The 26,066-nt window shown below is 59.1% G+C and carries 22 protein-coding genes and 2 tRNA genes; 7 read left to right on the top strand and 17 right to left on the bottom strand.

The genetic code is table 11. The annotated features are described in order from the left end of the window. The first annotated feature begins 51 nt into the window (after positions 1-51). Positions 52-831 carry a ferredoxin-NADP reductase gene (gene fpr / locus V6F91_RS03880; RefSeq protein ID WP_007908723.1) on the top strand — a complete coding sequence of 260 codons (780 nt, stop codon included), beginning with the start codon at positions 52-54 and terminating at the stop codon, positions 829-831. 167 nt (positions 832-998) lie between these two features. Here the strand turns inward: fpr and tsaA are convergent, their stop codons facing one another. From tsaA to rimO, 6 genes are all read right to left on the bottom strand, one after another. Then, positions 999-1,697, bottom strand: a complete 699-nt coding sequence (tsaA, locus tag V6F91_RS03875) for a tRNA (N6-threonylcarbamoyladenosine(37)-N6)-methyltransferase TrmO (protein WP_332762463.1) — start codon at positions 1,695-1,697, stop codon at positions 999-1,001. Between the two features lie 183 nt (positions 1,698-1,880). Next, the gene (locus tag V6F91_RS03870) at positions 1,881-2,651 is read right to left on the bottom strand and encodes an SDR family oxidoreductase (RefSeq protein WP_332762461.1); all 771 of its coding nucleotides are present in this window, start codon (positions 2,649-2,651) and stop codon (positions 1,881-1,883) included. A gap of 182 nt (positions 2,652-2,833) precedes the next feature. Next, complete coding sequence (locus V6F91_RS03865; protein WP_332762460.1) at positions 2,834-3,301, bottom strand: DUF1456 family protein; 468 nt, start codon at positions 3,299-3,301, stop codon at positions 2,834-2,836. A gap of 70 nt (positions 3,302-3,371) precedes the next feature. After that, on the bottom strand, positions 3,372-4,082 hold the full coding sequence (locus tag V6F91_RS03860) for an rRNA pseudouridine synthase (RefSeq protein ID WP_332762459.1): 711 nt from the start codon (positions 4,080-4,082) through the stop codon (positions 3,372-3,374). Between the two features lie 189 nt (positions 4,083-4,271). Continuing rightward, entirely contained in the window at positions 4,272-4,745 is a 474-nt protein-coding gene (locus V6F91_RS03855; protein ID WP_332762457.1) for a GNAT family N-acetyltransferase, read from the bottom strand. 320 nt (positions 4,746-5,065) lie between these two features. Beyond that, positions 5,066-6,403, bottom strand: coding sequence for a 30S ribosomal protein S12 methylthiotransferase RimO (gene rimO / locus V6F91_RS03850; protein ID WP_024011887.1), 1,338 nt, complete (start codon positions 6,401-6,403; stop codon positions 5,066-5,068). 349 nt (positions 6,404-6,752) lie between these two features. Here rimO and V6F91_RS03845 point away from each other — a divergent pair, with 349 nt between their 5' ends. Beyond that, a complete protein-coding gene (locus V6F91_RS03845; RefSeq protein WP_423815313.1) occupies positions 6,753-8,594 on the top strand; it encodes a potassium transporter Kup in 1,842 nt (613 codons plus the stop codon). A gap of 195 nt (positions 8,595-8,789) precedes the next feature. On the opposite strand, the gene V6F91_RS03840 is transcribed toward V6F91_RS03845, so the two are convergent. Next, positions 8,790-9,116, bottom strand: coding sequence for a DUF3077 domain-containing protein (locus tag V6F91_RS03840; RefSeq protein WP_332762453.1), 327 nt, complete (start codon positions 9,114-9,116; stop codon positions 8,790-8,792). Between the two features lie 474 nt (positions 9,117-9,590). On the opposite strand from V6F91_RS03840, the gene V6F91_RS03835 reads away from it, so the two are divergent. From V6F91_RS03835 to V6F91_RS03825, 3 genes are read left to right on the top strand one after another with little or no spacing between them, the layout of a single operon-like run. Further along, positions 9,591-10,358, top strand: a complete 768-nt coding sequence (locus V6F91_RS03835; RefSeq protein WP_122603260.1) for a MarR family transcriptional regulator — start codon at positions 9,591-9,593, stop codon at positions 10,356-10,358. Between the two features lies 1 nt (position 10,359). Further along, positions 10,360-11,058 carry a hypothetical protein gene (locus V6F91_RS03830; protein WP_123442998.1) on the top strand — a complete coding sequence of 233 codons (699 nt, stop codon included), beginning with the start codon at positions 10,360-10,362 and terminating at the stop codon, positions 11,056-11,058. Then, the gene (locus V6F91_RS03825) at positions 11,055-11,738 is read left to right on the top strand and encodes a serine/threonine protein phosphatase (protein ID WP_332762447.1); all 684 of its coding nucleotides are present in this window, start codon (positions 11,055-11,057) and stop codon (positions 11,736-11,738) included. Before V6F91_RS03830 ends, V6F91_RS03825 begins: the two co-directional genes overlap by 4 nt. A 186-nt stretch (positions 11,739-11,924) precedes the next feature. Here V6F91_RS03825 and V6F91_RS03820 read toward each other — a convergent pair whose 3' ends face one another. From V6F91_RS03820 to V6F91_RS03805, 4 genes are all read right to left on the bottom strand, one after another. After that, entirely contained in the window at positions 11,925-13,220 is a 1,296-nt protein-coding gene (locus tag V6F91_RS03820) for a virulence factor family protein (protein WP_332762446.1), read from the bottom strand. Then, positions 13,220-15,859, bottom strand: coding sequence for a bifunctional lysylphosphatidylglycerol flippase/synthetase MprF (gene mprF, locus V6F91_RS03815; RefSeq protein ID WP_332762445.1), 2,640 nt, complete (start codon positions 15,857-15,859; stop codon positions 13,220-13,222). Before mprF ends, V6F91_RS03820 begins: the two co-directional genes overlap by 1 nt. 278 nt (positions 15,860-16,137) lie before the next feature. Then, positions 16,138-16,214: transfer RNA gene (locus V6F91_RS03810), tRNA-Met, on the bottom strand. Positions 16,215-16,432: 218 nt separating this feature from the next. Then, positions 16,433-16,509 (bottom strand) — tRNA-Met (locus tag V6F91_RS03805). A 280-nt stretch (positions 16,510-16,789) separates the two neighbouring features. Between V6F91_RS03805 and dinB the strand changes: the two genes are divergently transcribed. Then, entirely contained in the window at positions 16,790-17,851 is a 1,062-nt protein-coding gene (gene dinB, locus V6F91_RS03800) for a DNA polymerase IV (RefSeq protein WP_332762444.1), read from the top strand. Between the two features lie 95 nt (positions 17,852-17,946). On the opposite strand, the gene V6F91_RS03795 is transcribed toward dinB, so the two are convergent. From V6F91_RS03795 to V6F91_RS03780, 4 genes are all read right to left on the bottom strand, one after another. Continuing rightward, a complete protein-coding gene (locus V6F91_RS03795; protein ID WP_203420996.1) occupies positions 17,947-18,900 on the bottom strand; it encodes a hypothetical protein in 954 nt (317 codons plus the stop codon). 17 nt (positions 18,901-18,917) lie between these two features. After that, positions 18,918-20,633, bottom strand: a complete 1,716-nt coding sequence (locus V6F91_RS03790) for a proline--tRNA ligase (RefSeq protein WP_332762443.1) — start codon at positions 20,631-20,633, stop codon at positions 18,918-18,920. A gap of 129 nt (positions 20,634-20,762) precedes the next feature. Next, entirely contained in the window at positions 20,763-22,322 is a 1,560-nt protein-coding gene (locus tag V6F91_RS03785) for an AmpG family muropeptide MFS transporter (RefSeq protein ID WP_332762441.1), read from the bottom strand. A 43-nt stretch (positions 22,323-22,365) separates the two neighbouring features. Further along, positions 22,366-22,719, bottom strand: a complete 354-nt coding sequence (locus V6F91_RS03780; RefSeq protein WP_332762439.1) for an MGMT family protein — start codon at positions 22,717-22,719, stop codon at positions 22,366-22,368. A 165-nt stretch (positions 22,720-22,884) separates the two neighbouring features. Here V6F91_RS03780 and V6F91_RS03775 point away from each other — a divergent pair, with 165 nt between their 5' ends. Continuing rightward, complete coding sequence (locus tag V6F91_RS03775; RefSeq protein WP_332762437.1) at positions 22,885-23,892, top strand: DUF481 domain-containing protein; 1,008 nt, start codon at positions 22,885-22,887, stop codon at positions 23,890-23,892. Between the two features lie 50 nt (positions 23,893-23,942). Here the strand turns inward: V6F91_RS03775 and V6F91_RS03770 are convergent, their stop codons facing one another. Beyond that, positions 23,943-25,397, bottom strand: a complete 1,455-nt coding sequence (locus V6F91_RS03770) for a toxin-antitoxin system YwqK family antitoxin (protein ID WP_332762435.1) — start codon at positions 25,395-25,397, stop codon at positions 23,943-23,945. Between the two features lie 130 nt (positions 25,398-25,527). Continuing rightward, positions 25,528-25,737 carry a cold-shock protein gene (locus V6F91_RS03765; RefSeq protein ID WP_002554837.1) on the bottom strand — a complete coding sequence of 70 codons (210 nt, stop codon included), beginning with the start codon at positions 25,735-25,737 and terminating at the stop codon, positions 25,528-25,530. Positions 25,738-26,066 lie beyond the last annotated feature (329 nt).

Here is a 26,066-nt window from a genome sequence, read left to right as displayed (position 1 = left end):
CTATGGCCTTGGTGGGCCTGCGCAGACCCAATCTCCAGGAGTCAAACGTACATGAGCAACATGAACCACGAGCGTGTCCTCAGTGTTCATCACTGGAACGACACTCTGTTCAGCTTCAAGTGCACCCGCGATCCGGGTCTGCGCTTCGAGAACGGTCAGTTCGTGATGATCGGCCTGCAGCAGCCCAACGGCCGCCCGCTTATGCGCGCTTACTCGATCGCCAGCCCGAACTGGGAAGAGCATCTGGAATTCTTCAGCATCAAGGTGCAGGACGGTCCGCTGACCTCCCAGCTGCAGCATCTGAAGGAAGGCGACGAGATCATCATCTCGAAAAAGCCTACCGGCACCCTGGTCCTTGATGACCTGAACCCGGGCAAGCACTTGTACCTGCTCAGCACCGGCACCGGCCTGGCGCCGTTCATGAGCGTGATTCAGGACCCGGAAACCTACGAGCGCTTCGAAAAAGTGATCCTGGTGCACGGCGTGCGTTACGTCAACGAAGTCGCCTACCGCGAATTCATCACCGAGCACCTGCCGCAGAACGAGTTCTTCGGCGAAGCGCTGCGTGACAAGCTGATCTACTACCCGACCGTGACCCGCGAACCGTTCGAGAATCAGGGCCGTCTGACTGACCTGATGCGCAGCGGCAAGCTGTTCAGCGATATCGGCCTGCCACCGATCAACCCGCAGGACGACCGCGCGATGATCTGCGGTAGCCCGAGCATGCTCGACGAGACCAGCGAAGTGCTCGACAGCTTCGGCCTGAAGATCTCGGCGCGGATGCGCGAGCCGGGTGATTACCTGATCGAACGAGCGTTCGTCGAGAAGTAACAGCGATACCTGTGGGAGCGAGCCTGCTCGCGAAGCGGTCTGTCAGCAACCTATACGTTGGCTGACACGACGCCTTCGCGAGCAGGCTCGCTCCCACAGTGATTTGTAATGAATGAAAAAGCCCGCGCAGCCTGAGAGGGCAACGCGGGCTTTTTCGTTTTCGGGTTTTACGCTGAGGCCGCGATCACTTCCAGCACGCAAATCCGCTCAGGCGTCGGATAATGCCAGCGCACGTCCAGATCCCAGAATTGCGCGCCATATTCACGTTCCGGCGCCGGGGTCTGATAGGCCGGGCGCGGATCCTGCGCCAGGCATTGCTCTATCAGCTCGACCAACGGCTCGCCGAGGCGCTGCGCATGGGTATGCGCCTGTTGCAGTGCTGAATCGCTCCACTGCACATCAATCAGATGCGGCGCAGCGCTGGCGATGCTGTTGGCGGCGCCGGGGATGATATCGGCGTAGGGCACATACGGTTTGATGTCGAGCACCGGGGTGCCGTCGAGCAGATCAATGCCGGAAATGAACAGCCGATCGGCTTCGACCCGGTCGAGTTTCACCACCGATTGGCCAATGCCGTTCGGTCGATGCGTCGCGCGGGTGGCGAACACGCCCATCGACTTGTTGCCACCCAGCCGTGGCGGACGGACTTTCAGCCGCGGTTTGTCTTCCAGCGCTTGGTGAAACAGAAACAGCAGCCAGACGTGGCTGACCTGTTCCAGGCCCTGCACCGCGTCACCTTGATCGAACGGCGCCACCAGTTCCAGCACGCCACGGGCGGCGGGGGCCAGCTGTGGCTGGCGGGGGATGGCGAATTTCTCCTTGAAGCAGGAGCGCACGAAGCCGATGGGGGAGACGGTGTAAGTCATGGTTTGCATTCGAAGCGGGGCAGGGTGGGCATGATAACCCGGCTCGCTTCAAGTCTGGTGGTGTCCGGGCGGACGCCATCGCTGGCAAGCCAGCTCCCACAGGTTTTTGAGTAAACCTGGATTATTCAAACATCCGAGAACTCTGTGGGAGCTGGCTTGCCAGCGATAGTCACACCGCCAATGTTAGAGGCTGAACCCTCCGTCCAGCGGAATAATATTCCCGGTCATGTAAGCCCCGGCCGTACTCGCCAGGCTGATCGCCAGCGCCGCCATCTCTTCCTCGCGCCCCCAGCGCTTCATCGGAATCAGGGCGGTGTCCTCGGCCAGCGCCTGTTCATCGTTGCCAATATGCTGGGTCATCTTGCTCGGAAACCGCCCCGGCGCGATCACGTTGACGTTGATGTGCTGGCTTACCAGCTCCCGCGCAAGAATCCGCGACAATTGATGCAGGGCGGCTTTACTCGGCCCATAGGCATAGGCCTGCTCGCCAAACGAAGAAATCCCCGCCACCGAACCGATATTGATTATCCGTGCCGGATTCGCCGCCGAGCCGGCCTTGCGCAGCAAAGGCAGAAATTGCTGGATGCAACTGAATACCGACGTCACGTTGAGTTGCATGACCTTCTCCCAGCCCTTGACCGGGTAACTTTCCAGCGGCGCGCCCCAGGTCGTGCCGGCGTTGTTCACCAGAATATCCAGATGGGTGATCTGCTCGCCCAGGCGCGCAGCCAGTTCCTGCACACCTTCCTCGGTCGCCAGATTCGCCGCCAGGCCGTAGCAGATGCCCAAGGCGCTAAGTTCTTCAGCGGTTTGATGGCAGGCTTCAGCGTCGCGCGAGCAGACATATACACGGGCGCCAGCCTCGACAAAGGCTTTGGCGATCATTTTGCCGATACCACGGGTGCCGCCGGTCACCAGAGCGGTGCGGCCTTGCAGGGAAAAGTAAGGGTGCATGGCGAGTCCTGAAAATTAGGGTTGAGTACACCCTAGTCGCCAGGCGCGCAAAGCGGAGCCACTATTTTCGCAGGGAATGAGGGGCCATGCGGCCAGCTTCGAGTGGCAAGCTGCAAGCTACAAGTTAACGCGGTGTGGCTACTTGCAGCTTGTAGCTTGTAGCTTGCAGCTTGAGGCTGCTTTTAAGCTCTCACGCGCAGCGTGAGCCCTTTGAGGAAATTGCGCAGCAACTGGTCGCCGCAGGGGCGGTAGTTGGTGTGGCCGACCTTGCGGAACAGCGCGCTCAGCTCAGGCTTGGACACCGGAAAGTCGGCGGCCTTGAGGATTGCGTGCATGTCGTCTTCTTTCAGCTCGAAGGCCACGCGCAGTTTTTTCAGGATGATGTTGTTGGTCACTGGCACTTCGATTGGCTGCGGCGGACGGCTTTCGTCCTTGCCGCGCTTGAAGATCACCAGGCCGTCGAGGAAGTGCGCGATGACTTCGTCCGGGCAGCGCACGAAACCTTCCTCGTCTTCTTCTTTCTTGTCGAGCCAGGTGATTACATCGGCGAGAGTGACTTCCAGGCCGCCGAGTTTGATGATCTCTACGACTTTCTTGTCGCTGATGTCGAGCATGTAGCGCACGCTGCGCAGTACGTCGTTGTGAACCATGTCGGTATTCCTGATGCGTGGTGGGCAGTGCTCACGGGCGCTGCCGAAATGTGTGGCGGCGGGGGAAGCGTCAGAACTTCTCTTTGCCGGACAGGTAGCGCCATTGGCCGACCGGGACCTTGCCGATCGACACGCCGCCGATGCGGATGCGACGGATGCCGACGACCTTCAGGCCGACCGCTTCGCAGAACTGCGCGATGATCCCCGGTTGCGGGTTTTTCATGGCGAAGCGCAGGCGGTTTTCGTTCTGCCAGCTGGCCTTGACCGGCGGCAGTTCCTTGCCCTTGTGGGTGAGGCCGTGCTGCAAACGATTGAGGCCGTGGGCGACCATCTCACCTTCGACTTCGACCACGTATTCCTGCTCGATCTTCGCCGCGTCGGCGGTGAGCTTGCGCAGGATTTTCCAGTCCTGGGTGAACACCAGCAGGCCACTGGCCCTGGGCTGCAGATCGGCGCTGGCGGTCAGGCGCAGGAAGTGTCCGCGCAACGGGCGCTTGCTGTAGCGGTGTTCTTCGCTGAGGTTTTCGGCGCTGAGCGACTGCATGGCGGTTTCGACGTCCATGCCCGCCGGCGCGTTGAGCAGAATCGTCACCGGCTCCGGCGCGGTGGCCCTGGCGTCCTTGTCGAGCTCGACCTTTTGCTCGCCGACCTTGAATTGCGGCTCATCGATGACTTCGCCGTCCACGGTGACCCAGCCGCCCTCGATGAACAGCTCGGCCTCCCGGCGGGAGCAACCGACCAGTTCGATGAGGCGTTTGGAGAGGCGAATCGGGTCAGTCATGACAGGGCCGTAACAAAAAAGGGGTGAGCATTGTACCTGTGTGGCGCCGGTTAAGCCCGGTTCCATTTCGGTGTGTGTTTTTTTGTAGGAGTGAGCCTGCTCGCGATTGCTTTCTGACATTCAATATTGATGTCGGCTGGTCTGGCGCTATCGCGAGCAGGCTCACGCCTACATGGGTTTTAGGGTGTGTCAGCCGTTGCTGGAGCGCTGCTGGTTCTGTCGCAAGCGCATGTGCAGCAGCGGATACGGCTGGCCCATGCCATCGACCGCCGAACGGCCAATCACTTCGAAACCCTGTTTCTCATAGAACCGCAGGGCCTGCGGATTCTGTTCGTTGACGTCGAGTTCATCGGCGTTCAAATGCTGCATGGCGTAATTCAGCAGTTTCTTGCCCAGGCCCTGACCGCGATAATCGGGATCGATGAACAGCATCTCGATCTTGCCCGCCGCCACGCCGGCAAACCCGGTGATGCGCTGCTGGGCGTCTTTGGTGCAGATCAGCATGACCGCATCCAGATAACGGGTGAGCACCAGGTTGCGCAGCAGCTCGATGTAACTGTCTGGCAGAAAATAATGGGTCGCACGGACCGAGGCCTCCCAGACCCGGGTCAGTTCCTGATAATCGCTGAGTTTCGGCGTGTGGATGACCGAATGGTGACGCATGTGCGTGAGCCTCTTGTACGTTCAAGGGAGTCCGTCCCCCGCTAAACGATAGCCGCAAAAAAGCCCCGCATCCTGAAAAAAGAGCGGGGCTTTTTGTATTGCTGCGGTGCCCGGCTGGCTGTCAGTGTCGCCAGCAACAGCTTCCCCCTCACCCCAACCCTCTCCCCCAGAGGGGGCGAGGGGGAAGGGAGCGGATCTCCATGCTGTTCAAAACCTGAGTTCGACCGGATGGTTCAGGTCGGTGCAGCTCGCAAGAACACATAGATCAGTCCCCTCTCCCTCTGGGAGAGGGTTAGGTTGAGGGGCTTTTGACGTTCAGATCAGATCTGCTCAGCCCACAAATCGTATTCGTCAGCATCCGTCACTTTGCACCAGACCTTGTCGCCCGGCTTCAGGTTGCTGCCATTGTCGATAAACACGTTACCGTCAATTTCCGGTGCATCGAAGAAGCAACGGCCAACCGCGCCTTGCTCGTCGACTTCATCCACCAGCACTTCGATTTCCCGACCGATGCGCATTTGCAGGCGTGCGGAGCTGATCGCTTGCTGGTGCGCCATGAAACGCTCCCAACGGTCCTGCTTGACGTCGTCCGGCACGACTTCCAGGTCCAGATCGTTGGCCGGTGCGCCGTCCACCGGCGAGTACTGGAAGCAGCCGACGCGGTCGAGCTGGGCTTCGGTCAGCCAGTTCAGCAGGTACTGGAAGTCTTCTTCAGTTTCGCCCGGGAAGCCGACGATGAAGGTCGAACGGATGATCAGGTCCGGGCAGATCTCGCGCCAGTTCTTGATCCGCGCCAGGGTCTTGTCTTCGAAGGCCGGGCGTTTCATCGACTTGAGCACTTTCGGGCTGGCGTGCTGGAACGGGATGTCGAGGTACGGCAGGATCTTGCCGGCGGCCATCAACGGGATCAGCTCGTCGACGTGCGGGTACGGGTAAACGTAGTGCAGACGGACCCAGACGCCGAGGGTGCTCAGCGCTTCGCAGAGTTCGGTCATGCGGGTTTTCACCGGCGCGCCGTTCCAGAAACCGGTGCGGTATTTGACGTCGACGCCGTAGGCGCTGGTGTCCTGCGAGATCACCAGCAGCTCTTTGACGCCGGACTTGACCAGGCGCTGGGCTTCGTCGAGCACGTCACCAACCGGGCGGCTGACCAGTTTGCCGCGCATCGACGGGATGATGCAGAACGAGCAGCTGTGGTTGCAGCCTTCGGAAATCTTCAGGTACGCGTAGTGACGCGGGGTCAGCTTGATGCCTTGCGGCGGCACCAGATCGATCAGCGGGTTGTGATCCTGGCGCGGCGGCACGACTTCGTGCACGGCGTTGACCACTTGCTCGTACTGCTGCGGACCGGTCACGGCGAGCACGCTCGGGTGTACGTCGCGGATGTTGCCTTCTTCCACGCCCATGCAACCGGTGACGATCACCTTGCCGTTTTCCTTGATCGCTTCACCGATCACTTCCAGCGACTCCGCCTTGGCCGAGTCGATGAAACCGCAGGTGTTGACCACCACCACGTCGGCGTCCTGGTAAGTGGACACCACGTCATAGCCTTCCATGCGCAGCTGGGTCAGGATGCGCTCGGAGTCGACCAGTGCTTTCGGGCAACCCAGAGATACAAAGCCAACCTTTGGATTGGCCGGCGCAGGAGTGGTGGACATGTCTAACCTCGGTGTTTTGTGACGTCGCTTGCCACGCGCGGCAGCCGACGGATGGGCGCTTAGGGCACGCCTCTGATCAAAAAGTGCGCAATTCTAGCGGCGGGCAGCGCACTTGACCAGCTTTATGCAGGGAAATACGACGAGTGCTGCGCTATGCTTCGCGCCGTTGAGCTTTACCGATTTCTTGCAGTCAACAAAACGTCTGTAACAACAGGTAAAACAGCGCATGCTGCACCACAAAGCATAGTGCTTCATTCGAAGAAGCCGGTATTGAGATCAGGAGTGTTGGATGGGTCAGGCAAGTAGTCATGCGACAGGCGCCGAGGGTTCGGCTTCCAGGCCGCTGAGCATGCTGGTCGCGGCGGTCGGGGTAGTTTACGGCGACATCGGCACGAGCCCGTTGTACACCCTCAAGGAAGTGTTTTCCGGCGGTTACGGCGTGCCGGTCAATCACGACGGCGTGCTCGGCATTCTGTCGTTGATCTTCTGGTCGCTGATCTGGGTCGTGTCGATCAAATACATGATGTTCGTGCTGCGCGCCGACAACCAGGGCGAAGGCGGGATCATGGCCCTCACGGCGCTGGCACGGCGAGCGGCGGGGCATCGGCGCAAGTTGCGCTCATTGCTGGTGGTCTGCGGCCTGATCGGTGCGGCGTTGTTTTATGGCGACAGCATGATCACCCCGGCGATCTCGGTACTGTCGGCAATTGAAGGTCTGGGGCTGGCGTTCGATGGCATCGATCACTGGGTCGTGCCGCTGTCGTTGGTCGTGCTGGTTGCCTTGTTCCTGATCCAGCGCCACGGTACCGCACGCATCGGCATTCTGTTCGGGCCGATCATGGTCACCTGGTTTCTGGTGCTCGGCGCACTCGGCGTGTACGGCATCAGCCACACGCCGGAAGTGCTGCACGCGCTGAATCCGGCGTGGGCGGTGCGGTTTTTCATGGTGCACACCGGCATGGGCGTGGCGATCCTTGGCGCGGTAGTGCTGGCGCTGACCGGTGCCGAAGCGCTGTACGCCGACATGGGCCACTTCGGCCGCAAGCCGATCGCCCGCGCCTGGTTTCTGCTGGTACTGCCGGCGCTGGTGCTGAACTATTTCGGCCAGGGCGCCTTGCTGCTCGACAACCCCGACGCGGCGCGTAACCCGTTCTATCTGCTGGCACCGAGCTGGGCACTGATTCCGCTGGTCGGCCTGTCAACCCTGGCCACAGTGATAGCCTCGCAAGCGGTGATTTCCGGCGCGTTCTCCCTGACCCGCCAAGCGATTCAGCTCGGCTACATCCCACGCATGTACATCCAGCACACCTCCAGCGACGAGCAGGGCCAGATCTACATCGGCGCGGTAAACTGGGCGCTGATGGTCGGCGTGGTCCTGCTGGTGATCGGCTTCGAATCCTCCGGTGCACTGGCCTCTGCCTACGGCGTGGCAGTGACTGGCACCATGCTGATGACCACCATCCTCGTCTCCGCCGTCATGTTGCTGCTGTGGAAATGGCCACCGATCCTCGCGGTCCCGGTACTGCTGGGCTTTCTACTGGTCGATGGTCTGTACTTCGCCGCCAACGTGCCGAAGATCATTCAGGGCGGCGCCTTCCCGGTAATCGCCGGTATCGCCCTGTTCGTGCTGATGACCACCTGGAAGCGCGGCAAACAACTGCTGGTCGATCGCCTCGACGAAGGCGCGTTGCCGCTGCCAATCTTCATCAGCAGCATCCGCGTACAACCGCCGCATCGCGTACAGGGCACAGCGGTGTTCCTCACCGCCCGCTCCGACGCCGTGCCGCATGCGCTGTTGCACAACCTGCTGCATAACCAGGTGCTGCACGAACAGGTCGTGTTGCTGACCGTGGTCTACGAAGACATCCCGCGTGTGCCGCCATCGCGGCGCTTCGAGGTCGAAGCGCACGGAGAGGGTTTCTTCCGGGTGATCCTCCACTTCGGCTTCACCGACGAGCCGGACGTGCCACAGGCGTTGAAGCTGTGCCATCTGGATGATCTGGACTTCAGCCCGATGCGCACGACCTATTTCCTCAGCCGGGAAACGGTGATTGCCTCGAAACTTGAGGGGATGGCGCGTTGGCGAGAGGCGCTGTTTGCGTTCATGTTGAAGAATGCCAATGGCAATTTGCGGTTCTTCAATCTGCCGTTGAACCGAGTGATCGAGTTGGGGACGCAGGTGGAAATGTAAGCCTCGCTTCAACTGAAAAGCCCCCGTCAGCTTCAAGGCTGGCGGGGGCTTTTTTGTGCCCGCACATAAACCTCGAACCCACGCAAATCCCCTGTGGGAGCGAGCTTGCTCGCGAAGGCGTAGTGTCAGTCGACAATCTGTTAACTGACCCTCCGCATTCGCGAGCAAGCTCGCTCCCACAAGGGTTCTGTGGTGTTAGTGGCTTTCAGGCAATTCTTCTTCAGATTCGGTCTTTGTGCGAGCAGGTCGCGGCATCAGCGCTTGAATCACATCATCAATCAAGGCTTTGCCCATCACCGTCAGATGATGCGCCGCCCAGGCATGGCGGTCGGTGTCTCTGATGAAGGCAGCGTCCTCGGCGAAGGATTTGGCGAGGGACAGCAGGTCGGAGGATTGGGACAAGGCATCGATGATCGGGATGCCGGCGCGGACGTTGAAGAACGCTCGATCCGAGTTGTAGAGGAAAGGGGTGAAGCCGATGGTTTTAGCGTTTGCAAGTCCGTGCAGATCAGTTTCGGTCATCGTGTTACTCCTTGGTTCGAAGTGCCGCGACTTTCGTTACCACGCGAAAGGGAGGCAACTGTACGCAGGGTGGTAAACCGGGAACCAAGGAAACCGGCACGCCCGAAAGCGTCCCACGCACAGCCGCCATAACTTGAGGAGCGCGCTGTTGCGATGGTTTCTCCGGGTTACCACACCCGATCGCTGAATGGGTCAGCGACGTCCGGAGAGTATCCCGTCGAAAAACAGCGCAATAGAGCGGCAAAGCGCCTGAACACGAGTTTCGGAGTTTGCCTACAAGGTCTGTGGGCGTCATCTGATATTGCGAAACTGGAAGTAAACGATACTAAACGTCTGACACGAACACAGCCATGACGATATGCGGGCAAGGTATGCAGCGATTAGTGATTTACCCAAGGGCTTGACGACCCGGCCTCGGTAGTGAGACAAGTGTCCACGTTTTATGGAATGTGGACACTTGAGGTTTTGATCTAAATGAAGAGTCAAGACATTTTACTGTTGTTCAAAATGGCCAGTCTCCACGCTCAGGAAGAGAACCTCATGGGGGAGATGGAGGCCGAATCGAATTCGGACAGGGTCGAAGAGCTGCTCAGGCCTTATGTCGTCAGCCGAATGACCGCAGGGCAAAGTGTGGGGAAGCCATTGGTCACCTATTCCACTGATGGGGAAGACACTCTCTTCCAGCGCCGCGAATTCGACTCGCCTTTCGCTGATGGGCCAGGTTGGGAGGGATGGGCGGAACCGGCATCTGATCCACCGCTGACAAGTTGGAGTGATCGGTACTCCTTACGTGCGCTGTCTGCCTCTCTCGGACTGAGCAAAAGCGAAGTCTCAAATGCTCTCGCCCGGTGCCGGGAATCTGGATTGCTCATTCATGATTACGACACCGGGCTTGCCAAAGTGCACCGCCGGGAACTGCTGAAAATTACCGAGCACGCGCTGAAGTACTTCTTCCCGGTCAAGCCTGGCGCGATGGTTCGTGGCATACCCACAGGTTTTGCAGCGCCTGCGCTGTCCAAAAGCATCAAGAGTGCGGGTGGTTTGATTCCGGTCTGGCCGGATGCGCAGGGAACCGAGCGAGGCCAAGCGATCGAGCCGCTTTACAAAACAGTGCCGGAAGCGGTGAAAAAAGACCGGATTCTTTACCACTATCTGGCGCTCGCTGATGCAATCCGTCTGGGTGGTCCGCGTGAGTGTGGTGTGGCAATCAGTATTCTGAAGGCAGGGATGGGGCTGAAATAACATGTCGTCAAACGCAGATCACAACTACGAACTCATTGAGTTCGTGGCTGGAGGCTTGGGCGAGGCGTTTCTCGCCGAAGTTGCTTTTGTTGGCGGTTGCACAACCGCCATGCTGGTTACAGATACAGCCGTGCTGGACGACATTCGTTTCACTGATGACGTTGATCTAGTGATCGAGTTGGCCGGTATCAGCGCCTGGAACCAACTCACCGAACGGCTGGCGGCCAAGGGATTCAAGATCACGGGTGAGGACGAGGTGAATTGTCGTTTTCGCTTCAATGACGTTGTCGTGGATGTCATGCCTTCCGACCCTGCAGTGCTCGGCTATGCCAACCGCTGGTTCGTCGAGGGGCTGGCGAGGGCGGATAAATTCACCCTGCCCAGCGGCACTGCCATCCAGATATTCCAGCCCGCGTATTTTCTCGCGACGAAACTGGAAGCTTTCGCCGGTCGGGGAAATGGCGATCCTTATCACAAGGATGTCGAGGATATGATCATCTTGATCGATGGTCGGCCTGAGCTGTTGGAGGAGGTGGTCCAGGCTGACAAGGACCTCAAGGCATTCATTACAGAGGGAGTCCAGAAGCTGATGGCGCTCGATGGGGTTGGCTACGTGATCGAAAGTTCAGGCTCGGTGCAGGCGAATCCAGGCAGAGGGCAGATTATTCACAGGCGTATGAAAGCGCTGGCCAGCGCATGAGATACCTCTCCCGATCAATCACTGGGCAAGCCAGCAGAGCAAATAATGACTATGCCGGAGCTACCTGTGAGGGTGACCGTGGTTTTTTTGTTGTCGCGGATGGCACTTCAAGGCGCGGCAGTGGACAGCTGGCTGAATGCTTCGTAAGCGGCATGTTGGCGGCTCATTCCACACAGTTGGAGCAGGGGGGCTATCCTGCAGAACCCGGAGCTATCGAGCGTCTATTGGGTTCAATACTGTCGGATTTTCATGCGTCGTTGCCTGCTGATCAGACGGGAGCCATCTGTTACCTGATTGGCTTGGTCGCTCATGGCCGACTCACCGTTGCATACGAAGGTGACTGTTCATGCGGGATTGTGACGCTGTTGGGAGCCATCGAGTGGATTACGCCTCCTCACTACAAGGCCAATTGGCGGCGCGACCGTTCGCACTGTGAGTTGGCGCAAGATCCAGCTCGAAATTCAGTAACGCGATGCTTGAAGATCAATCGGGTTCCGAACCCTGACTTTGTTTGGTGTGAACTGGAGGCTGTTGAGCGCTTGGTATTTGTCACTGATGGCTTTTGGGCGGACTTGACGCAAGTCCAGCAAAGCAGTTTGTTGGCGGCGCCGGATAGCGACTTTAGCGTTGGCGACGATGATGTCACGTGGATAGATGTTCAGCTTGGCCGGCGGGACTGACGAGTTGTCTGAGTCCGGCACAATACCCTGTGGGAGCGCGAAGACGTAGTGTCAGTCGACGAATCTGTAAACTGACCCACCGCTTCGCGAGCAAGCTCGCTCCCACAGGGATTTTGGTGGCGGCTGGAATGTAAAAAGCCCCCGTAACTGCGAAGTTGTGGGGGCCTTTTGTGGATGCGGCTCAGATCACTCTTCAGCCACCGAATCCTTGCTCTGACGCTTCTGAATCAGTTCCACCAAGCGCTTGGCCAGCGCCGGGTAGTTCTCGTCGAAGTGATGGCCGCCAGGCAGTTTCACTGCCTCGCCGACTGCAGTTTTGTCGGTGCAGCCGCTCTCATCGGTTTCCTCCTCGCCATAGATGCACACAACCTTGGCCGCTGGCAATTTGGCCATTTCCGGGCCGGTGGCGGCTTCTTTGCCGGCGTTGCCGAGCCAGCCTTCAACTTCAATTTCAAAGCTGCCGGTGCGGGCGAAGGCGAGCAGGATGATCGCGTCGACACGCTGTTGTTCGTTCTCCGGCAGGCGGTTGTAGATCGCCGGCAGGACGTCAGCGCCGAACGAATAACCGGTGAGGATGAAGCGCTTGGTGCCCCATTTCTGCCGGTAGTGCTGCATCAGTTCGGTGAGGTCCAGCGCGCTTTGCTCCGGGCTCTTGTGCTGCCAGTAGTAACGCAGGGTGTCGATGCCGACCACCGGGTAGCCGATCTTGGCCATTTCGCCGGCCACATCGCGGTCGAGGTCGCGCCAGCCGCCGTCGCCGGAAAGGAACAGGGTCACGGTGTCGTTAGCCTGACCGGCCGGGACTTCAACCACCGGGATCGCCAGGCCGCCGTTGGCCTTGTCGCCGCCGACGAGGATTTTGCGCAGTTCGTTATTCAGCACTTGCGGCAGGTTGATGTCGTAGTCGCTGATGCTGGTTTCGGCGTTCGGTTGATCGCGCACGAAACCTGCGCTGGCGTCATCCGGGTTGTCATTCCACGCCACCAGCCAGTGGCCGTGGGCGGCGGATTTCGGCAGCAGGTGGGTGCAGCCGGGTTTTTCCAGTGCGAGGTCGACGGAGACGGCTTGAGCCTTGTCGTTTTTCTGCTCGGCCAGCCAGCGCCAGGCCAATACGGCACCCGGGCCGATGCCGCTGACCAGCGTGGCCGGGCCGTTCAGTTCACGCAGGCCCGATTGCAGGGCGCGGCTTTGCAGCAGGCAGTCCTTGGGCAGAATCACCTGAACGATCTGCGCCGACGCGCTGCGGCTCAGGGTGGTCAGTTGTTTTTCACTGAGCTTCTGCTCGTCATTGACGGCGATCAGCACCTGCGCCTTGGGCTGAGTGCCGGGGATGATGCGGGTCATCGCCGCGCCGTCGGCCGGTTTGAGTTGTTCGACGGTCGGTTCCGGTGCCGGGCGTTTGAGGTACCAGAAACCGCCACCGGCAATCACGGCCAGCACGATCAGTGCGGCCAGGATGTACTTCAGGGAGCGTTGAATCATCAGCGTTTCACCAATCCAGTCAAGCCGCCCGCGATCAGGGCAGCAGTGTCGGCCAGCGCCACCAACGGATCGAGTCCGGCGGGCACGGCCATATAACGGGGTTCCCAATCAGGCTGGAACTTGTCTTTGAAGCGGCGCAAGCCTTGGAAGTTGTACAGCTGCTCACCACGGCGGAAAACCATCGAGCCCAAGCGCTGGGTCAGCGGTGCGCCACGCCGGGGTTGCAACCCCGACAACGGCACCATGCCCAGGCTGAAGCGCGCGTATCCGTGACTCTTATAATGTTGAATCAAGCCGACCATCATGAATTCCATGGTCAGCTTCGGCGCGTCCGGGTGCGCGCGCATCAGGTCGAGACTGGCCAGATCGTGGCTGTAGGTCTCAAGCAAGTTGGCGAACGCCACTGGACGGCCTTCGAAGCGAATCACCGCAATGCGGAAATGCTTCAGGTAATCGTCGCTGAAACGGCCGAGGGAGAAGCCTTTCTCGCGCACATTCTTGCCGGTCAGCCAGGCATCGGAAATCACTTTCAGCTCGTCGATCGGCGCCTGACCCGGCTCATGGATTTCCAGCGACAGACCATCGCGGGTGCCGCGGTTCCAGGTGTAGCGCAGATCCTTCATCTCCTTGCCTTTGGCTTCAAGATCGAAGCGCTGCAGATCGACCCGGGCTTCTTCGCCAAGCTTGATCGCGGTCAAGCCGATGTCCATGTAGTACGGCAGGCTCTCCGCACGCACTTGATAGAACACCGGACGAGTGTGGTAGATGTCGCAGAGGTCGCGGAACTGCCAGATCATTTCCGCACGTTGCTGGCTCGGGCCGATCGGGTCGTACAGGGCCACCAGACTGCGGCCACGACGGGCATACATCAGGAACGCCTCGTCGTTGGGGTGAAACAGCAGCGCCTTGTCACCGGTCAGCGCGAGGCCGCCGTCGGGTTGCGACGAGGCCATGAGGATCTTCACCGCGCGATCGAGTTCGTCCGGTGTCGGCAGATGAATCACCGGGCGTGCGGTACGCAACAGCCAGGTCAGCGAGATTATTACCAGCAACACCGCCGCGCCGAGCAACGAGCGCAGGCCACGCGGTGCGTCAGCGTCGAGGGTGAACTGCCACCACAATTGATGGCTGTAGGGCACGTCCTGATAGGCGAACAGCAGCAACCAGGCCGAAGCGCCCAGCACGCAGAGACTGGCGACCAGATACAGCGGCGAGAACGGCAGCTCGGTCAGGCGGCTCGGGCGATAGAACGAGCGACGGAAGACGCCTAGCAGTGCCGCCGTCAGGGTCATCAGCGTGGCTTCTTCCCAGTCGAAGCCCTTGAGCAGCGAGAGCAGGGCGCCGACCAGCAACAGAATGGTGGTCAGCATCCACGCAGCCGACAGGCGCCGGCGCAGGCCTTGCGCGAGCAGCAGGCACAACACGCCAATCAGGCTCGCGCCGAAGTGCGAGGCGTCGACCAGACGATGCGGAATCAGAAAGCCGATGTGCTCCAGGCGCGTGTCGATCTCCGGGGTGGCGCCGGAAAACAACAGCACCACACCAGACAGGAACACCAGCACCGCCAGAACCGGCGCGGCCAGACCGGACGCCGCGCGCATGGTCTGGGATTGAAACAGACGCTGGCCTTCGTTGATCAGTAGCAGTACGCAAGCGACCAGCAGCGGCAGCACCACATAGATCAGGCGATACAGCAGCAGGGCAGCGGCCAGCGGCGCGGCGCCGAGCTTATCGGCAAACGCGGCGAGCAGAATCGCCTCGAACACGCCGACACCACCCGGCACATGACTGAGTACACCGGCGGCCAGCGCCAGCAGATACACCAGCAGAAACGGCGCGAAGGGCGGCGCCTCCGGTAGCAATAAATAGAGAACGGTCGCGGCGGCAGCGACATCGAGAGCGGTGATCACCAGTTGCAAGAGGGTCAGGCGCCGACCGGGCAGGCGCAGGGTGCGGCGCCCGGCCTTGACCAACAGATTGTCGGGGTAGGGTTGTTCCGGCAGACGACGGCGATAGATGCCGATCGCCAATACGGCACTGAGCATCAGCACGGCGGCGGCGACGCAGCCCAGCAACACCTCGGACAGTCCTAGTGCTTGCGAAGCGGCGGACAGGTTGCTCAAGGTGGCCAGCGCTGCCAGAGGCGGCAAGGCGCAGCCCAGCGAAAGACTGGCGAACAAGGTCATGTGCGCGACTTCCGACGCACCGACGCCCAACCGTGCATATAAACGATAGCGAACCGAGCCGCCCGACAGCAGCGACAGGCCAATCGCATTGCCGATCGCAAATGCGGTGAAGCCGCCGAGGGCGAGCATGCGCGGTGGCAGCGTCACGCCAGCATAGCGGCTGGCCGACCACTCATACCCGAGGAGAATGATGAAGCCGACCACGGTCGCCGCGAGCGCGCCGAGCAGGGCGGGTTTCGGCACGTCGAGAATCGAGTCATGCAACGCGTCCAGATCAAGCTCGGCGAGCAGATGACGGCAGGCAATCAGCGCAATGGCAAACAGCAGCAACGTCACGGCCAGACCGATCGGCTGGCGGTATTTGCTTAACCGATCCAGCCAGCGCAAACGCTCGGGTTTGATCGGTTGTTCTGCTGTGACGGTGTCTTGTGGATCAGACGAGTTGGCGCGCATCAATCACCTCTTGGATTGTGCGCGACAGGATGGAGGTATCCAGCCAAGTTACCAATCCCTGTAGAAAAAAATAATCACAAAATATTACGCCTCTCACCGGGTGTCGGCGAGGGCAGTCTTGGATTGCAGGCGTCTTGTCCGCGACCTGAAGCATAGTCGCAACTTGGCGGGCCCGAGATCCTGGACGATTCACTGCACGATGACAGCTCATTGTTGCGAAAGGACTTTTTCCACAGATACAAAAAAGGCCACTCTTTCGAGTAGCCTTTTTTGATGTTTGGTTGCGGGAGCCGGATTTGAACCGACGACCTTCGGGTTATGAGCCCGACGAGCTACCAGACTGCTCCATCCCGCGTCTGTGTGGCGGCATTCTACAGGCGAACGGCGAGGTGTCAACCGCTAATCCCGTAAAGGATCAAATAAGTGCGAAATCGCGTCAAACGGTCGCAGGTGATTCGTAAGTTTCGGAAATGCAACGACTTACCGTTTCGCTATGGCGGGAGCAGCGGCGCCTGTTTGCAAAACAGACACGCACAAAAAAGGCCACTCTTTCGAGTAGCCTTTTTTGATGTTTGGTTGCGGGAGCCGGATTTGAACCGACGACCTTCGGGTTATGAGCCCGACGAGCTACCAGACTGCTCCATCCCGCGTCTGTGTGGCGGCATTCTACAGAGCTTTGCTGGTGTGTCAACCGCAGATTGGAATAAATCTGTTCAGGTTCAATTGGTTAGCGTTTTTCAGTGAGCGGTTTTCGGCTCGCAGGGCAGGTGCAGCAAGGCTTGCGGCTCTATTGGAGGCCTTTGTTTGATTGAGAAAATAAATTCAGAGGTCGTTTCCTACAGCCGGTCAGGAACATTCAACACCACTGGTGCTATATACAGGTGTCAGTGAGATACTGCCCGCCTGGCTCGCCACGTTCCCTTTTCCGACATGACTCAGCGAAAAATCATCCACATTGACTGCGACTGCTTTTATGCCGCCATCGAGATGCGCGATGACCCGCGTCTGGCCGGCAAACCGTTGGCAGTGGGTGGTTCAGCCGATCGGCGCGGGGTGATTGCCACCTGCAATTATGAGGCGCGTGCCTACGGTGTGCGCTCGGCGATGGCTTCGGGGCACGCTTTGAAGCTCTGCCCGGATTTGACCATCGTCAAGCCGCGCATGGACGCGTACCGCGAGGCGTCCCGGGAAATCCACACGATTTTTGCCGATTATACCGACCTGATCGAGCCGCTATCGCTGGACGAGGCCTATCTCGATGTCTCGGACAGCGCGCATTTCGGCGGCAGCGCCACGCGCATCGCGCAGGACATTCGCCGGCGTGTCTCCAATCAATTGCATATCACCGTGTCCGCAGGCGTGGCGCCGAACAAGTTTCTGGCAAAGATCGCCAGTGATTGGAAAAAGCCCAACGGCCTTTTCGTGATCACGCCAGATCAGGTTGAAGACTTTGTCAGTGGCTTGCCGGTGAGCAAGCTGCACGGGGTCGGCAAGGTCACCGCGGACAAGCTGGGCAAGCTTGGCATCGTCGATTGCGCGCATCTGCGTGAATGGGGGCGATTGGCGCTGGTGCGTGAATTCGGCAGTTTCGGCGAGCGCCTGTGGAATCTTGCCCGTGGCATTGATGACCGGCTGGTGCACAACGACAGTCGGCGACAGTCGATCAGCGTGGAAAATACCTACGATGCTGATCTGCCAGACTTGCGCAGCTGTCTCGACAAGCTGCCCGAGTTGCTGGACACCCTGAAAACCCGCATGGCGCGGATCGACAGCAGCTATCGGCCGGGCAAGCCGTTCGTCAAAGTGAAGTTTCATGATTTCACCCAGACCACATTGGAGCAGGCCGGGGCAGGGCGCGATCTGGGCAGTTATCAGTTGATGCTGACGCAGGCGTTCAATCGTGGCGGCAAACCGGTGCGGTTGCTTGGGGTTGGGGTGAGGCTGGAGGATTTGCGTGGTGGGTTTGAGCAGATGGAGTTGTTTGAGCGGTAGGTTTGCTGCGTCTGCAAGTCAGCCTTCGCGAGCAGGCTCGCTCCCACATTTTGGAATGCATTCCTCTGTGGCAGCGAGCCTGCTCGCGAAAAGCTTTAATTCGGTCCTGGATCCGCCACCAGACGCCCGGCATCCCGAGTCAGCGACTTGAGAAACTCAGCCTGTAACTCAGGATCGTTGCGCGTCAGCTCGATCAGGCTTTGTTCCAGTTCGCTGGCCTCTTCTTCCAGACCCAGCTCCGACAGGCGTTTGACCCGGTGCACCCACTGGCTCACTTCGTCGTCTTCCAGATCGTCATAAATCAGCCCGTGCGCTTCCAGCAACTTGTCGCGCAGGTGGCTGCTGAGCATCAGCGTTGAATCGGAATGTACGTCGTCCTTGGCGTCCTCGACACTGATTTGCAAGCGGCCGATATGATTCAGATCGTTTTCGGCGAACGGACTGTCGAGCAGGTTCAGTCGCAGCACGCCGTTGCGATCGGTGGTCATGTCGAAAGTCTGCTTGCCAGCCTTGACCTGTACCGGCCGCTCGCTCCACGGCAGACTCGAATATTCCGTGCGCTTGTCGCGCTGGACTTCGTCGATGCCCGCCAGATTCTGCTGCGCGCGCCCGTTGGATTGCGCGTTCATGAATGGATTGAGCCCGGCGAAACCGTAGCTGAACCAGTCCTTGGTCACGCTGTCCGGCAGGTTGCCCAGCGCAAATACGTTGACCACGTTGGCACCGACACCGCCGACCACGGCCACCGCGCCCAGCGGGATTTCATAGACTTCGCGCCAGGGTTGGTACGGCGTGTAACGGTCGTAACGACGGGTGACCTCGAACTCGGTGACCTCGAAGGTCTTTTGCTCGTTGATCTTCACGCGTCGCTGCGGCAGTTCGAGCACCTTGGGCTCGCCGACATCGATCTGCAGGCTGTGATCGAGCAACTTTCGCTCGACCCGCTCTTCGTGCTCGCTACGCTGCGACATGTGATTGGCGCAGCCGCTGACCAGCAGGGCGCCGCACAGGGCGGCGCCACCGAGGCCTAAGGTGTTTCGCTTGAACATGACGTCTCTATCTGGTTTCAGCGGCGGATACGGGCCTGCAGGAAGGACAGTACGTCGGCGACCGGCAATGCTCGCGCTTCGCCTTCGGTACGACTCTTGTATTCCAGGTTGCCTTCGGCGAGGCCGCGGTCACTGACCACGATCCGGTGTGGAATGCCGATCAGCTCCATGTCCGCGAACTTGATGCCCGGGCTGGTTTTCTTGTCGCGATCGTCCAGCAGCACTTCGAAGCCGGCGGCCGTCAGTTCGGCGTACAGCTTGTCGGTGGCTTCGCGCACCTGCTCGGTTTCATAGCGCAGCGGCACCAGGGCGATCTGGAACGGCGCCAGAGTGTCGCTCCAGATAATGCCGTTTTCATCGTTGTTCTGCTCGATCGCTGCCGCGACCACGCGGGACACGCCAATGCCGTAGCACCCCATCTCCAGGGTGACCGGCTTGCCGTTCTCGCCCAGCACTTCGCACTTCATCGCCTTGCTGTACTTGTTGCCCAGCTGGAAAATGTGCCCGACTTCGATGCCGCGCTTGATTTCCAGTGTGCCCTTGCCGTCCGGACTTGGGTCGCCGGCCACGACGTTACGCAGGTCAGCGACGGTCGGAACTGGCAGATCACGTTCCCAGTTCACCCCGAAGTAGTGCTTGTCATCGATGTTCGCGCCGATCGCGAAGTCGCTCATCAGCTCGACCGAGCGGTCGATGATGATCGGCAGCGGCAGGTTCAGTGGGCCGAGCGAACCGGCGCCGGCGCCAATCGCGTCACGCAGGTCGGCATCGGTGGCCATGACCAGCGGGCTGGCCACGCCTGGTTGCTGGGCCGCCTTGATTTCGTTGAGTTCGTGGTCGCCACGAACGACCAGCGCAATCAGCTTGCCTTCTTCTTCGGCGCGCACGATCAGGGTTTTGATGGTCTTTTCAATCGGCAGATTGAATTTTTCCACCAGGGCCGCGATGGTCTTGGTGTCTGGCGTATCGACCAGACGCAGCTCTTCGGTCGGCGCCGGACGCGAAGTTTCCCGTGGCACAGCTTCAGCTTTTTCGATGTTTGCCGCGTAGTCGGAACCGTTGCTGAAGACGATGTCGTCTTCGCCGGATTCGGCCAGTACGTGGAATTCGTGCGAACCAGCGCCGCCGATCGAGCCGTTGTCGGCTTCAACCGGACGGAATTTCAGGCCCAGACGGGTGAACACGTTGCAGTAGGCCTGATGCATGCGGTCGTAGGTGGCCTGCAGCGATACCTGATCCGCGTGGAACGAATACGCGTCCTTCATGATGAATTCGCGGCCACGCATCAAGCCGAAGCGTGGGCGGATCTCGTCACGGAATTTGGTCTGGATCTGGTACAGGTTGATCGGCAGCTGCTTGTAGCTGCTCAACTCGTTGCGCATCAGATCGGTGATCACTTCTTCGTGGGTCGGGCCCGCGCAGAAATCGCGACCGTGGCGGTCTTTGATGCGCAGCAGCTCAGGGCCGTATTCTTCCCAGCGCCCCGACTCCTGCCACAGCTCGGCCGGTTGGGTGCTCGGCATCAACACTTCCAGAGAGCCGGCCGCGTTCATTTCTTCGCGAACGATGGCTTCAACCTTGCGCATTACCCGCAGGCCCATGGGCAGCCAGGTGTACAGGCCCGAGGCGAGTTTGCGGATCATGCCGGCGCGCAGCATCAGCTGATGGCTGATCACGACCGCATCGGAAGGCGTTTCTTTCTGTGTGGCGAGCAAAAATTGACTGGTGCGCATGGTTGGCCGTTGTCGGTTGCTTTGACTGGAAATGACGGAGCAGTGTACCGGCGAGTTTTGTCGACGTACAGGCATGCGGCCGCTGGTGAGGTCCGACGGCGGGATTCCTCCCGCCGTCGGCGAAACGTCTTACGATTCTTCGACGACCGGGGTCGGTGCGGGCTCGGGCGTTGGCGTCGGGCCTTCGCGGCTGCTCTCCTGGAACCAGTGCAGCGCGATCAGGACCAGCGTCGGTACGCCGAGCAGGGCAGTGATCAGGAAGAAACTGTGATAACCGAACTTTTCCACCAGCACCCCGGAGTAACCGCCCATCAGTCGCGGCAACAACAACATGATCGAGCTGAGCAGGGCATATTGGGTGGCCGAAAACTTCAGGTTGGTCAGGCTCGACAGGTAGGCCACGAACGCCGAGGTCGCCAGACCTGAGCTGAAATTATCCAGCGAGATGGTCACCACCAGCATCTGCAGGTTCGGACCCATGTCAGCGAGCATGACGAACAGCAGGTTGGTCCCCGCCGAGGCTACACCGCCGATAAACAGAATCGGCAGAATGCCAAAACGCACAATCAGCAGGCCGCCCATGCCGGCACCGACGAGGGTCATGATCAGGCCGAAAATCTTGCTGACACTGGCGATCTGATCCTTGGTGAAGCCCTGGTCGATGTAGAACACGTTGGCCATCACGCCCATGACCGTGTCCGACATGCGATAGGTGGCGATCAGGCCGAGCAGCAGCAGCGCTTGCCAGCGGTAACGCAAAATGAAGTCGTTGACTGGCGTCAGTACCGGCGCCAGACCGCGGCGGCCCATGGCTGAAAGGCACAGACCGGTCAGCAGCGTATAAAGAATGGCACGCAGGAAGGCGCGGTCTTCCAGCAGCAGGTCGAGCGGGCTCATGTCACCGAACAACACGCTGGCAAAATCGGTGTTGTATAGCTGAGTGAACATCGCCGGTACCGACACCAGCAGGATGATCAGCACGAACACCGACATCAGTTGATGCATGAAGGTGTAACGGCCGGCCTGCAACTGCGTGCGCAGTGGCACGGGCGGTTCACGCATGAACAACGTAGTCAGAAGGGCGGGCACCATCAATGCGCCGAACAGCACATAAGTGCCAGTCCAGGCGGCGTGCTTATAGTTGAAGCCGGTAGAGCCGAATCCTTCGGCAAAGAACAGCGCGCCCGCGGTGGCGAGCAGGGCGGCGACGCGGTAGCCGGACATGTAACTGGCGGCCAGCGCGGCTTGCCGGCTGTCATCGGCAATTTCCAGGCGATAGGCGTCTACGGCAATGTCTTGAGTGGCGGAGGCGAAGGCGACGACCACGGCAATCGCAATCAGCCAGGACAGGTGTTTTTGCGGATCGCAGAAACCCATCCCGATCAGTCCGAGAATCACCAGCGCCTGCGAAAGCACCAGCCACGAACGGCGACGGCCGAGCTTGCCAAGCAAGGGCAGGCGCCATTGGTCGAGCAGCGGCGACCAGACCCATTTGAACGCATAGGCCAGACCGATCAGGCTGGCGTAGCCAATGGTTTCACGGGCGACACCGGCTTCACGCAGCCAGACCGAAAGCGTTGAGAACACCAGCATGTACGGCAGGCCGGCGGCAAAACCGAGCAACAACAGCACGAGCGTCGAAGGACTGGCATAGGCGGCGAGCGCGGCGCGCCAGGTTTTACGGGGCATGGGCTGAAGTCTGCCTCAAGATTGCGAAAACAAAGCGCGCACTCTAACCGCTGTGCTCTACCGGACGCCAGCCATGGCGCCGAATATCCACACGATTGTTCTGGACGGTGATGCCTTCCATGCGCAATCGCGCCCTTTGTTCATCGCCGGACGGGCTGCCCACAGGAAGGCTGATGCGCCCGCCAGCGCCCAGCACCCGATGCCACGGCAGCCGGGTATCGCCGGGTAACTGACTTAATGTGCGGCCGACCCAGCGCGCGGCGCGCCCCAAACCGGCCAGTTCGGCCAACTGACCATAGCTGACCACTTTGCCCTCGGGTACCTGCGCGAGTGTGGAATAGAGCGCCGTGCGTCGGATTTGCGCTTCGCTGTCATGGGCGTCGGTGGGGGCTGTCACGGGCGTGGTTCCTGAGCAGGGTCTTGTTCATGGCGTTCAGAGTAATCCGTCGCCGCGCAGTTGAGAAATGAACTCATTGGAAATCGTCCGGTCAGTCCTTGTCAGGGTCTTATTCCTACGGATAATGCCGACCTTTTTCCGACAACTTGAGCCCTCGATTCGCCTATGTTTTCCAGATCCCTGTTGTGCCTTGCTGTTTTCAGTGCCTCAACGCCCCTGCTTGCCGACACCGTCTGGTTGAAGAACGGTGACAAGTTGAGCGGCACCATCAGCGTCTTCGATGGCGGCAAACTGTTGATCCAGACCAAGTATGCCGGTGCGGTCACGATTGACTGGAAAGAGGTCAAGACCCTGGAGAGCGAGCAGCACCTGCTGGTCAAGCAGGACGCTTATACCGGCGAAGTCTCAAAGTCGCTGACTGCGGCGGACGACGGCAAGGTTACGTTGGCCAACGGTGACGCGCCGAAAACCGTCGAGCTGGCGAGCATTCAGCAGATCCTCAAGCCAAAACCGATTATCACTGACCTGGTGTGGAAGGGTAATGTCGACCTGGCACTGGATTATCAGCGCGCCGAGAAAGACACCGATGACTACGATGTCGCGTTCAAGACTTCGGCGCGTCACGGTCGCTGGCGCCATACCGCTGAAGGTGAGTACAACCGCGAAGTGCAGGACGCCGAAACCACTACCAACAACTGGCGCGCCGAGTATTCCCTTGACCGCTTCATTACCGATCAATGGTTCTGGCAGGGTCGCCTGAACTACAAGCGTGACCACATCGAAGAGCTGGCGCGTCAGCGGGTGGTCGGTACCGGTCCCGGCTACCAGTTCTGGGACGATGAGCTGGGTGCGTTCTCGCTGGGCTCGCTGCTCAACCGCACCGATTACGAATACCGCGATGGCAGCAAGGACAACTTCTATTCCGTCGCGATGAAGTGGGACTACAACCGCTACCTGATTGGCAAGAAAGTCGAGTTCTTTACCAACGGTGAAGTCGGCAAGCCGTTGTCGGGCGTGGCCGATTATGCACTGGATGCCGAACTGGGCCTGCGCTACAAGGTCACCGACTGGGCCTCGCTCAACCTCAAGGCCGAGCGCGACATCATCAGCGGTACCAACGATGCCGATCTGAACAAGACCCGCTATACCGCAGGGTTTGGCGTGGCTTGGTAAACACCTTCGCTAGAAAGGAGAAAGCCCCGTGATTGCGGGGCTTTTCATTGTCAACTTTCTGCTTCGGTCTTGCTGGCGGGAATCGAAACACATTCTCCCTGCCTGACACCCATCTGGTATTGGCATTCGTAGCTCAGGCTGCCGTCTTTCCTGAAGAAGCGCATCGGGCCATGCTCGGCACCACCGATATAATCGGTAAATGAAGCCATCTCACCGTTTTCGTGCCATGTCGTGGATGATCCGTGAAGCTTGTCGTCTTTGTATTTTCGATGTTCTTTAAGCTGGCCTGTCGCGTACCACTGTTTAAAGTCGCCCTGTTGGCGATGCTTTTCATCCCACTGCCACTGCAAGGTTTGCATGCCTTTCTCATTCCATTGCTCATAGCTTCGTTGAATGCCGTCCCTATAAAACTGCTTCTCTTTGATAGTCCCGTCGATGAAGTGAGTAGTTAGCCAACCATCTGGCTTGCTGTCGACATTGGTGCGGGAAGTCTCAATGGCTCCGTTGTCAAAATAAGAATTATCCGGTCCCTGAGCTTTGCCGTTGATGTAAACGGTTTCGTACTTGACCTGTCCATTCGAATGGTAGCCAAGGACAGGGCCGTGGAGAACGTCATTTTGATAACTGCTGCGCCCAATCAGGGCCCCGTCCTCATCATATTCGAGATACTCGCCATCTACGTGCCTGCCCAGATGCCAGTTATAGGACTCAGCGATTTTGCCATTCTCGTGATAGATAAATTGCCAACCTTCGAGATGGTTGTTGAGGTAGTTTTCACGCTTGATGACGACGCCTTGATCGGAATACATCAGCGCCTCGCCCTGACGCAGGCCGTTAGCATCATTCTGGTAGGTCCGGCGGGGTTTTCCGTTTCGATAGTAAGCTTTGTATGTAAGAACGGGTTTCGCTGAAGCGAAGTCTTCACTGTCGACGTAATGCTCGCTGCGCAGGCTTCGCGTGTCCCGGTAAAAAATTTGTGCTTGCCACGCCTTTTTTTCTTCGTCATAGGACATTGGCACTTGGAGGTAGTACAACGCCAGGCTTTCGCCAATCGGCTTGAGGTGCTCGTCCAGATAAAGCTTGTCGTCTGCCAGAGGGTTCGTCAGGTCTGCGCACTCCTCTGGAGTGCAGGGGCGTACCTTTTCGAAGAAAGCGCGTTTTCGCTCACAAGCTGAGAGCGTCAGAATCAGGGGGATTTTTTGGTCGATCAAGTCTTGGACTTCGCCGAGCGCTCGTCGAAAGGATTCGTTCGGAATGCCCAATGATTCTGGAGTCAAATAGACCTCGTTGCTGCCGCAGGCGTGATGAGTCGAGAGCGTCAGGAGCGCTGCGCCTCTGAGTTGCATCGAAGAGTGGCCATTGACTTCTGGTCCTTTCGCCAGATATGTCGCACGAGGGTTCATGTCGAGAATCACCGTCGGATGATCAGATTTGGTCTCTGCATTCAGAGGGGGGGCGAACGCCAACAGCAACGCGTTGAATGTGTTCCAAGAGATGAATTGCATCCTGCTTCTTCCATGTGATTCCAGGGCGCGGATCATATAGAGCGGAGGCAAAAAGAGGGGCAAACAAAATATACAGACACAAAAAAGCCCCGCTTTTGAGGGCGGGGCTCTTTTCTAAAGAAGCTACAAGTTAGATAACTTGTACTTCTTCAGCTTGCATGCCTTTCTGACCGCGGGTAGCGATGAAAGAAACCTGTTGGCCTTCTTTCAGGCTTTTGAAGCCGTCGGATTGGATAGCTTTGAAGTGAACGAACAGATCGTCACCGGATTGTGGAGTGATGAAGCCGAAGCCTTTTTCATCGTTGAACCACTTAACGGTACCGGTTTGGCGATTAGACATGGTGTAACTCCTTGAACAAAGATAACTGCGACTCAGGAAGAACCCTGGCCGAGACTGAGTGCAAAGAGCAGGAAAAATTCTTGTAGATGGTTGGATCGAAATTCAACATATCGTGTAGAGATTCTCAGTGACACAAGCAACACAGTGACGCCACCTTAACCGTTTTTCCGGAACGTGCCAATGCTTGTTGCAAAGGTTTCTGTGTTTTCGGGATCGGCGGTGTGACAGTTCGTCGCCGCAGCCAGTATTTCCAGGGTGTTCGCCGAGAATTGCAGTGCGCACTTTGAACGAGGCGGCGCGCCCGGTAAGATGCCGGACAGAATTTTTCC

The sequence above is a fragment of the Pseudomonas koreensis genome (assembly GCF_036668835.1).
Lineage (GTDB): Bacteria > Pseudomonadota > Gammaproteobacteria > Pseudomonadales > Pseudomonadaceae > Aquipseudomonas > Aquipseudomonas koreensis_I.
Note: the sequence above shows the minus strand (reverse complement) of the source record. Positions and strands in the feature narration are given on the sequence as shown.

What these genes read in the sequence shown, in the direction of transcription:
- fpr (WP_007908723.1), top strand. Translation starts at nt 52, where the DNA reads ATGAGCAACATGAACCACGAGCGTGTCCTCAGTGTTCATCACTGGAAC.
- tsaA (WP_332762463.1), bottom strand. Translation starts at nt 1,697, where the DNA reads ATGACTTACACCGTCTCCCCCATCGGCTTCGTGCGCTCCTGCTTCAAG.
- V6F91_RS03870 (WP_332762461.1), bottom strand. Translation starts at nt 2,651, where the DNA reads ATGCACCCTTACTTTTCCCTGCAAGGCCGCACCGCTCTGGTGACCGGC.
- V6F91_RS03865 (WP_332762460.1), bottom strand. Translation starts at nt 3,301, where the DNA reads ATGGTTCACAACGACGTACTGCGCAGCGTGCGCTACATGCTCGACATC.
- V6F91_RS03860 (WP_332762459.1), bottom strand. Translation starts at nt 4,082, where the DNA reads ATGACTGACCCGATTCGCCTCTCCAAACGCCTCATCGAACTGGTCGGT.
- V6F91_RS03855 (WP_332762457.1), bottom strand. Translation starts at nt 4,745, where the DNA reads ATGCGTCACCATTCGGTCATCCACACGCCGAAACTCAGCGATTATCAG.
- rimO (WP_024011887.1), bottom strand. Translation starts at nt 6,403, where the DNA reads ATGTCCACCACTCCTGCGCCGGCCAATCCAAAGGTTGGCTTTGTATCT.
- V6F91_RS03845 (WP_423815313.1), top strand. Translation starts at nt 6,753, where the DNA reads ATGCTGGTCGCGGCGGTCGGGGTAGTTTACGGCGACATCGGCACGAGC.
- V6F91_RS03840 (WP_332762453.1), bottom strand. Translation starts at nt 9,116, where the DNA reads ATGACCGAAACTGATCTGCACGGACTTGCAAACGCTAAAACCATCGGC.
- V6F91_RS03835 (WP_122603260.1), top strand. Translation starts at nt 9,591, where the DNA reads ATGAAGAGTCAAGACATTTTACTGTTGTTCAAAATGGCCAGTCTCCAC.
- V6F91_RS03830 (WP_123442998.1), top strand. Translation starts at nt 10,360, where the DNA reads ATGTCGTCAAACGCAGATCACAACTACGAACTCATTGAGTTCGTGGCT.
- V6F91_RS03825 (WP_332762447.1), top strand. Translation starts at nt 11,055, where the DNA reads ATGAGATACCTCTCCCGATCAATCACTGGGCAAGCCAGCAGAGCAAAT.
- V6F91_RS03820 (WP_332762446.1), bottom strand. Translation starts at nt 13,220, where the DNA reads ATGATTCAACGCTCCCTGAAGTACATCCTGGCCGCACTGATCGTGCTG.
- mprF (WP_332762445.1), bottom strand. Translation starts at nt 15,859, where the DNA reads ATGCGCGCCAACTCGTCTGATCCACAAGACACCGTCACAGCAGAACAA.
- dinB (WP_332762444.1), top strand. Translation starts at nt 16,790, where the DNA reads ATGACTCAGCGAAAAATCATCCACATTGACTGCGACTGCTTTTATGCC.
- V6F91_RS03795 (WP_203420996.1), bottom strand. Translation starts at nt 18,900, where the DNA reads ATGTTCAAGCGAAACACCTTAGGCCTCGGTGGCGCCGCCCTGTGCGGC.
- V6F91_RS03790 (WP_332762443.1), bottom strand. Translation starts at nt 20,633, where the DNA reads ATGCGCACCAGTCAATTTTTGCTCGCCACACAGAAAGAAACGCCTTCC.
- V6F91_RS03785 (WP_332762441.1), bottom strand. Translation starts at nt 22,322, where the DNA reads ATGCCCCGTAAAACCTGGCGCGCCGCGCTCGCCGCCTATGCCAGTCCT.
- V6F91_RS03775 (WP_332762437.1), top strand. Translation starts at nt 22,885, where the DNA reads ATGTTTTCCAGATCCCTGTTGTGCCTTGCTGTTTTCAGTGCCTCAACG.
- V6F91_RS03770 (WP_332762435.1), bottom strand. Translation starts at nt 25,397, where the DNA reads ATGCAATTCATCTCTTGGAACACATTCAACGCGTTGCTGTTGGCGTTC.
- V6F91_RS03765 (WP_002554837.1), bottom strand. Translation starts at nt 25,737, where the DNA reads ATGTCTAATCGCCAAACCGGTACCGTTAAGTGGTTCAACGATGAAAAA.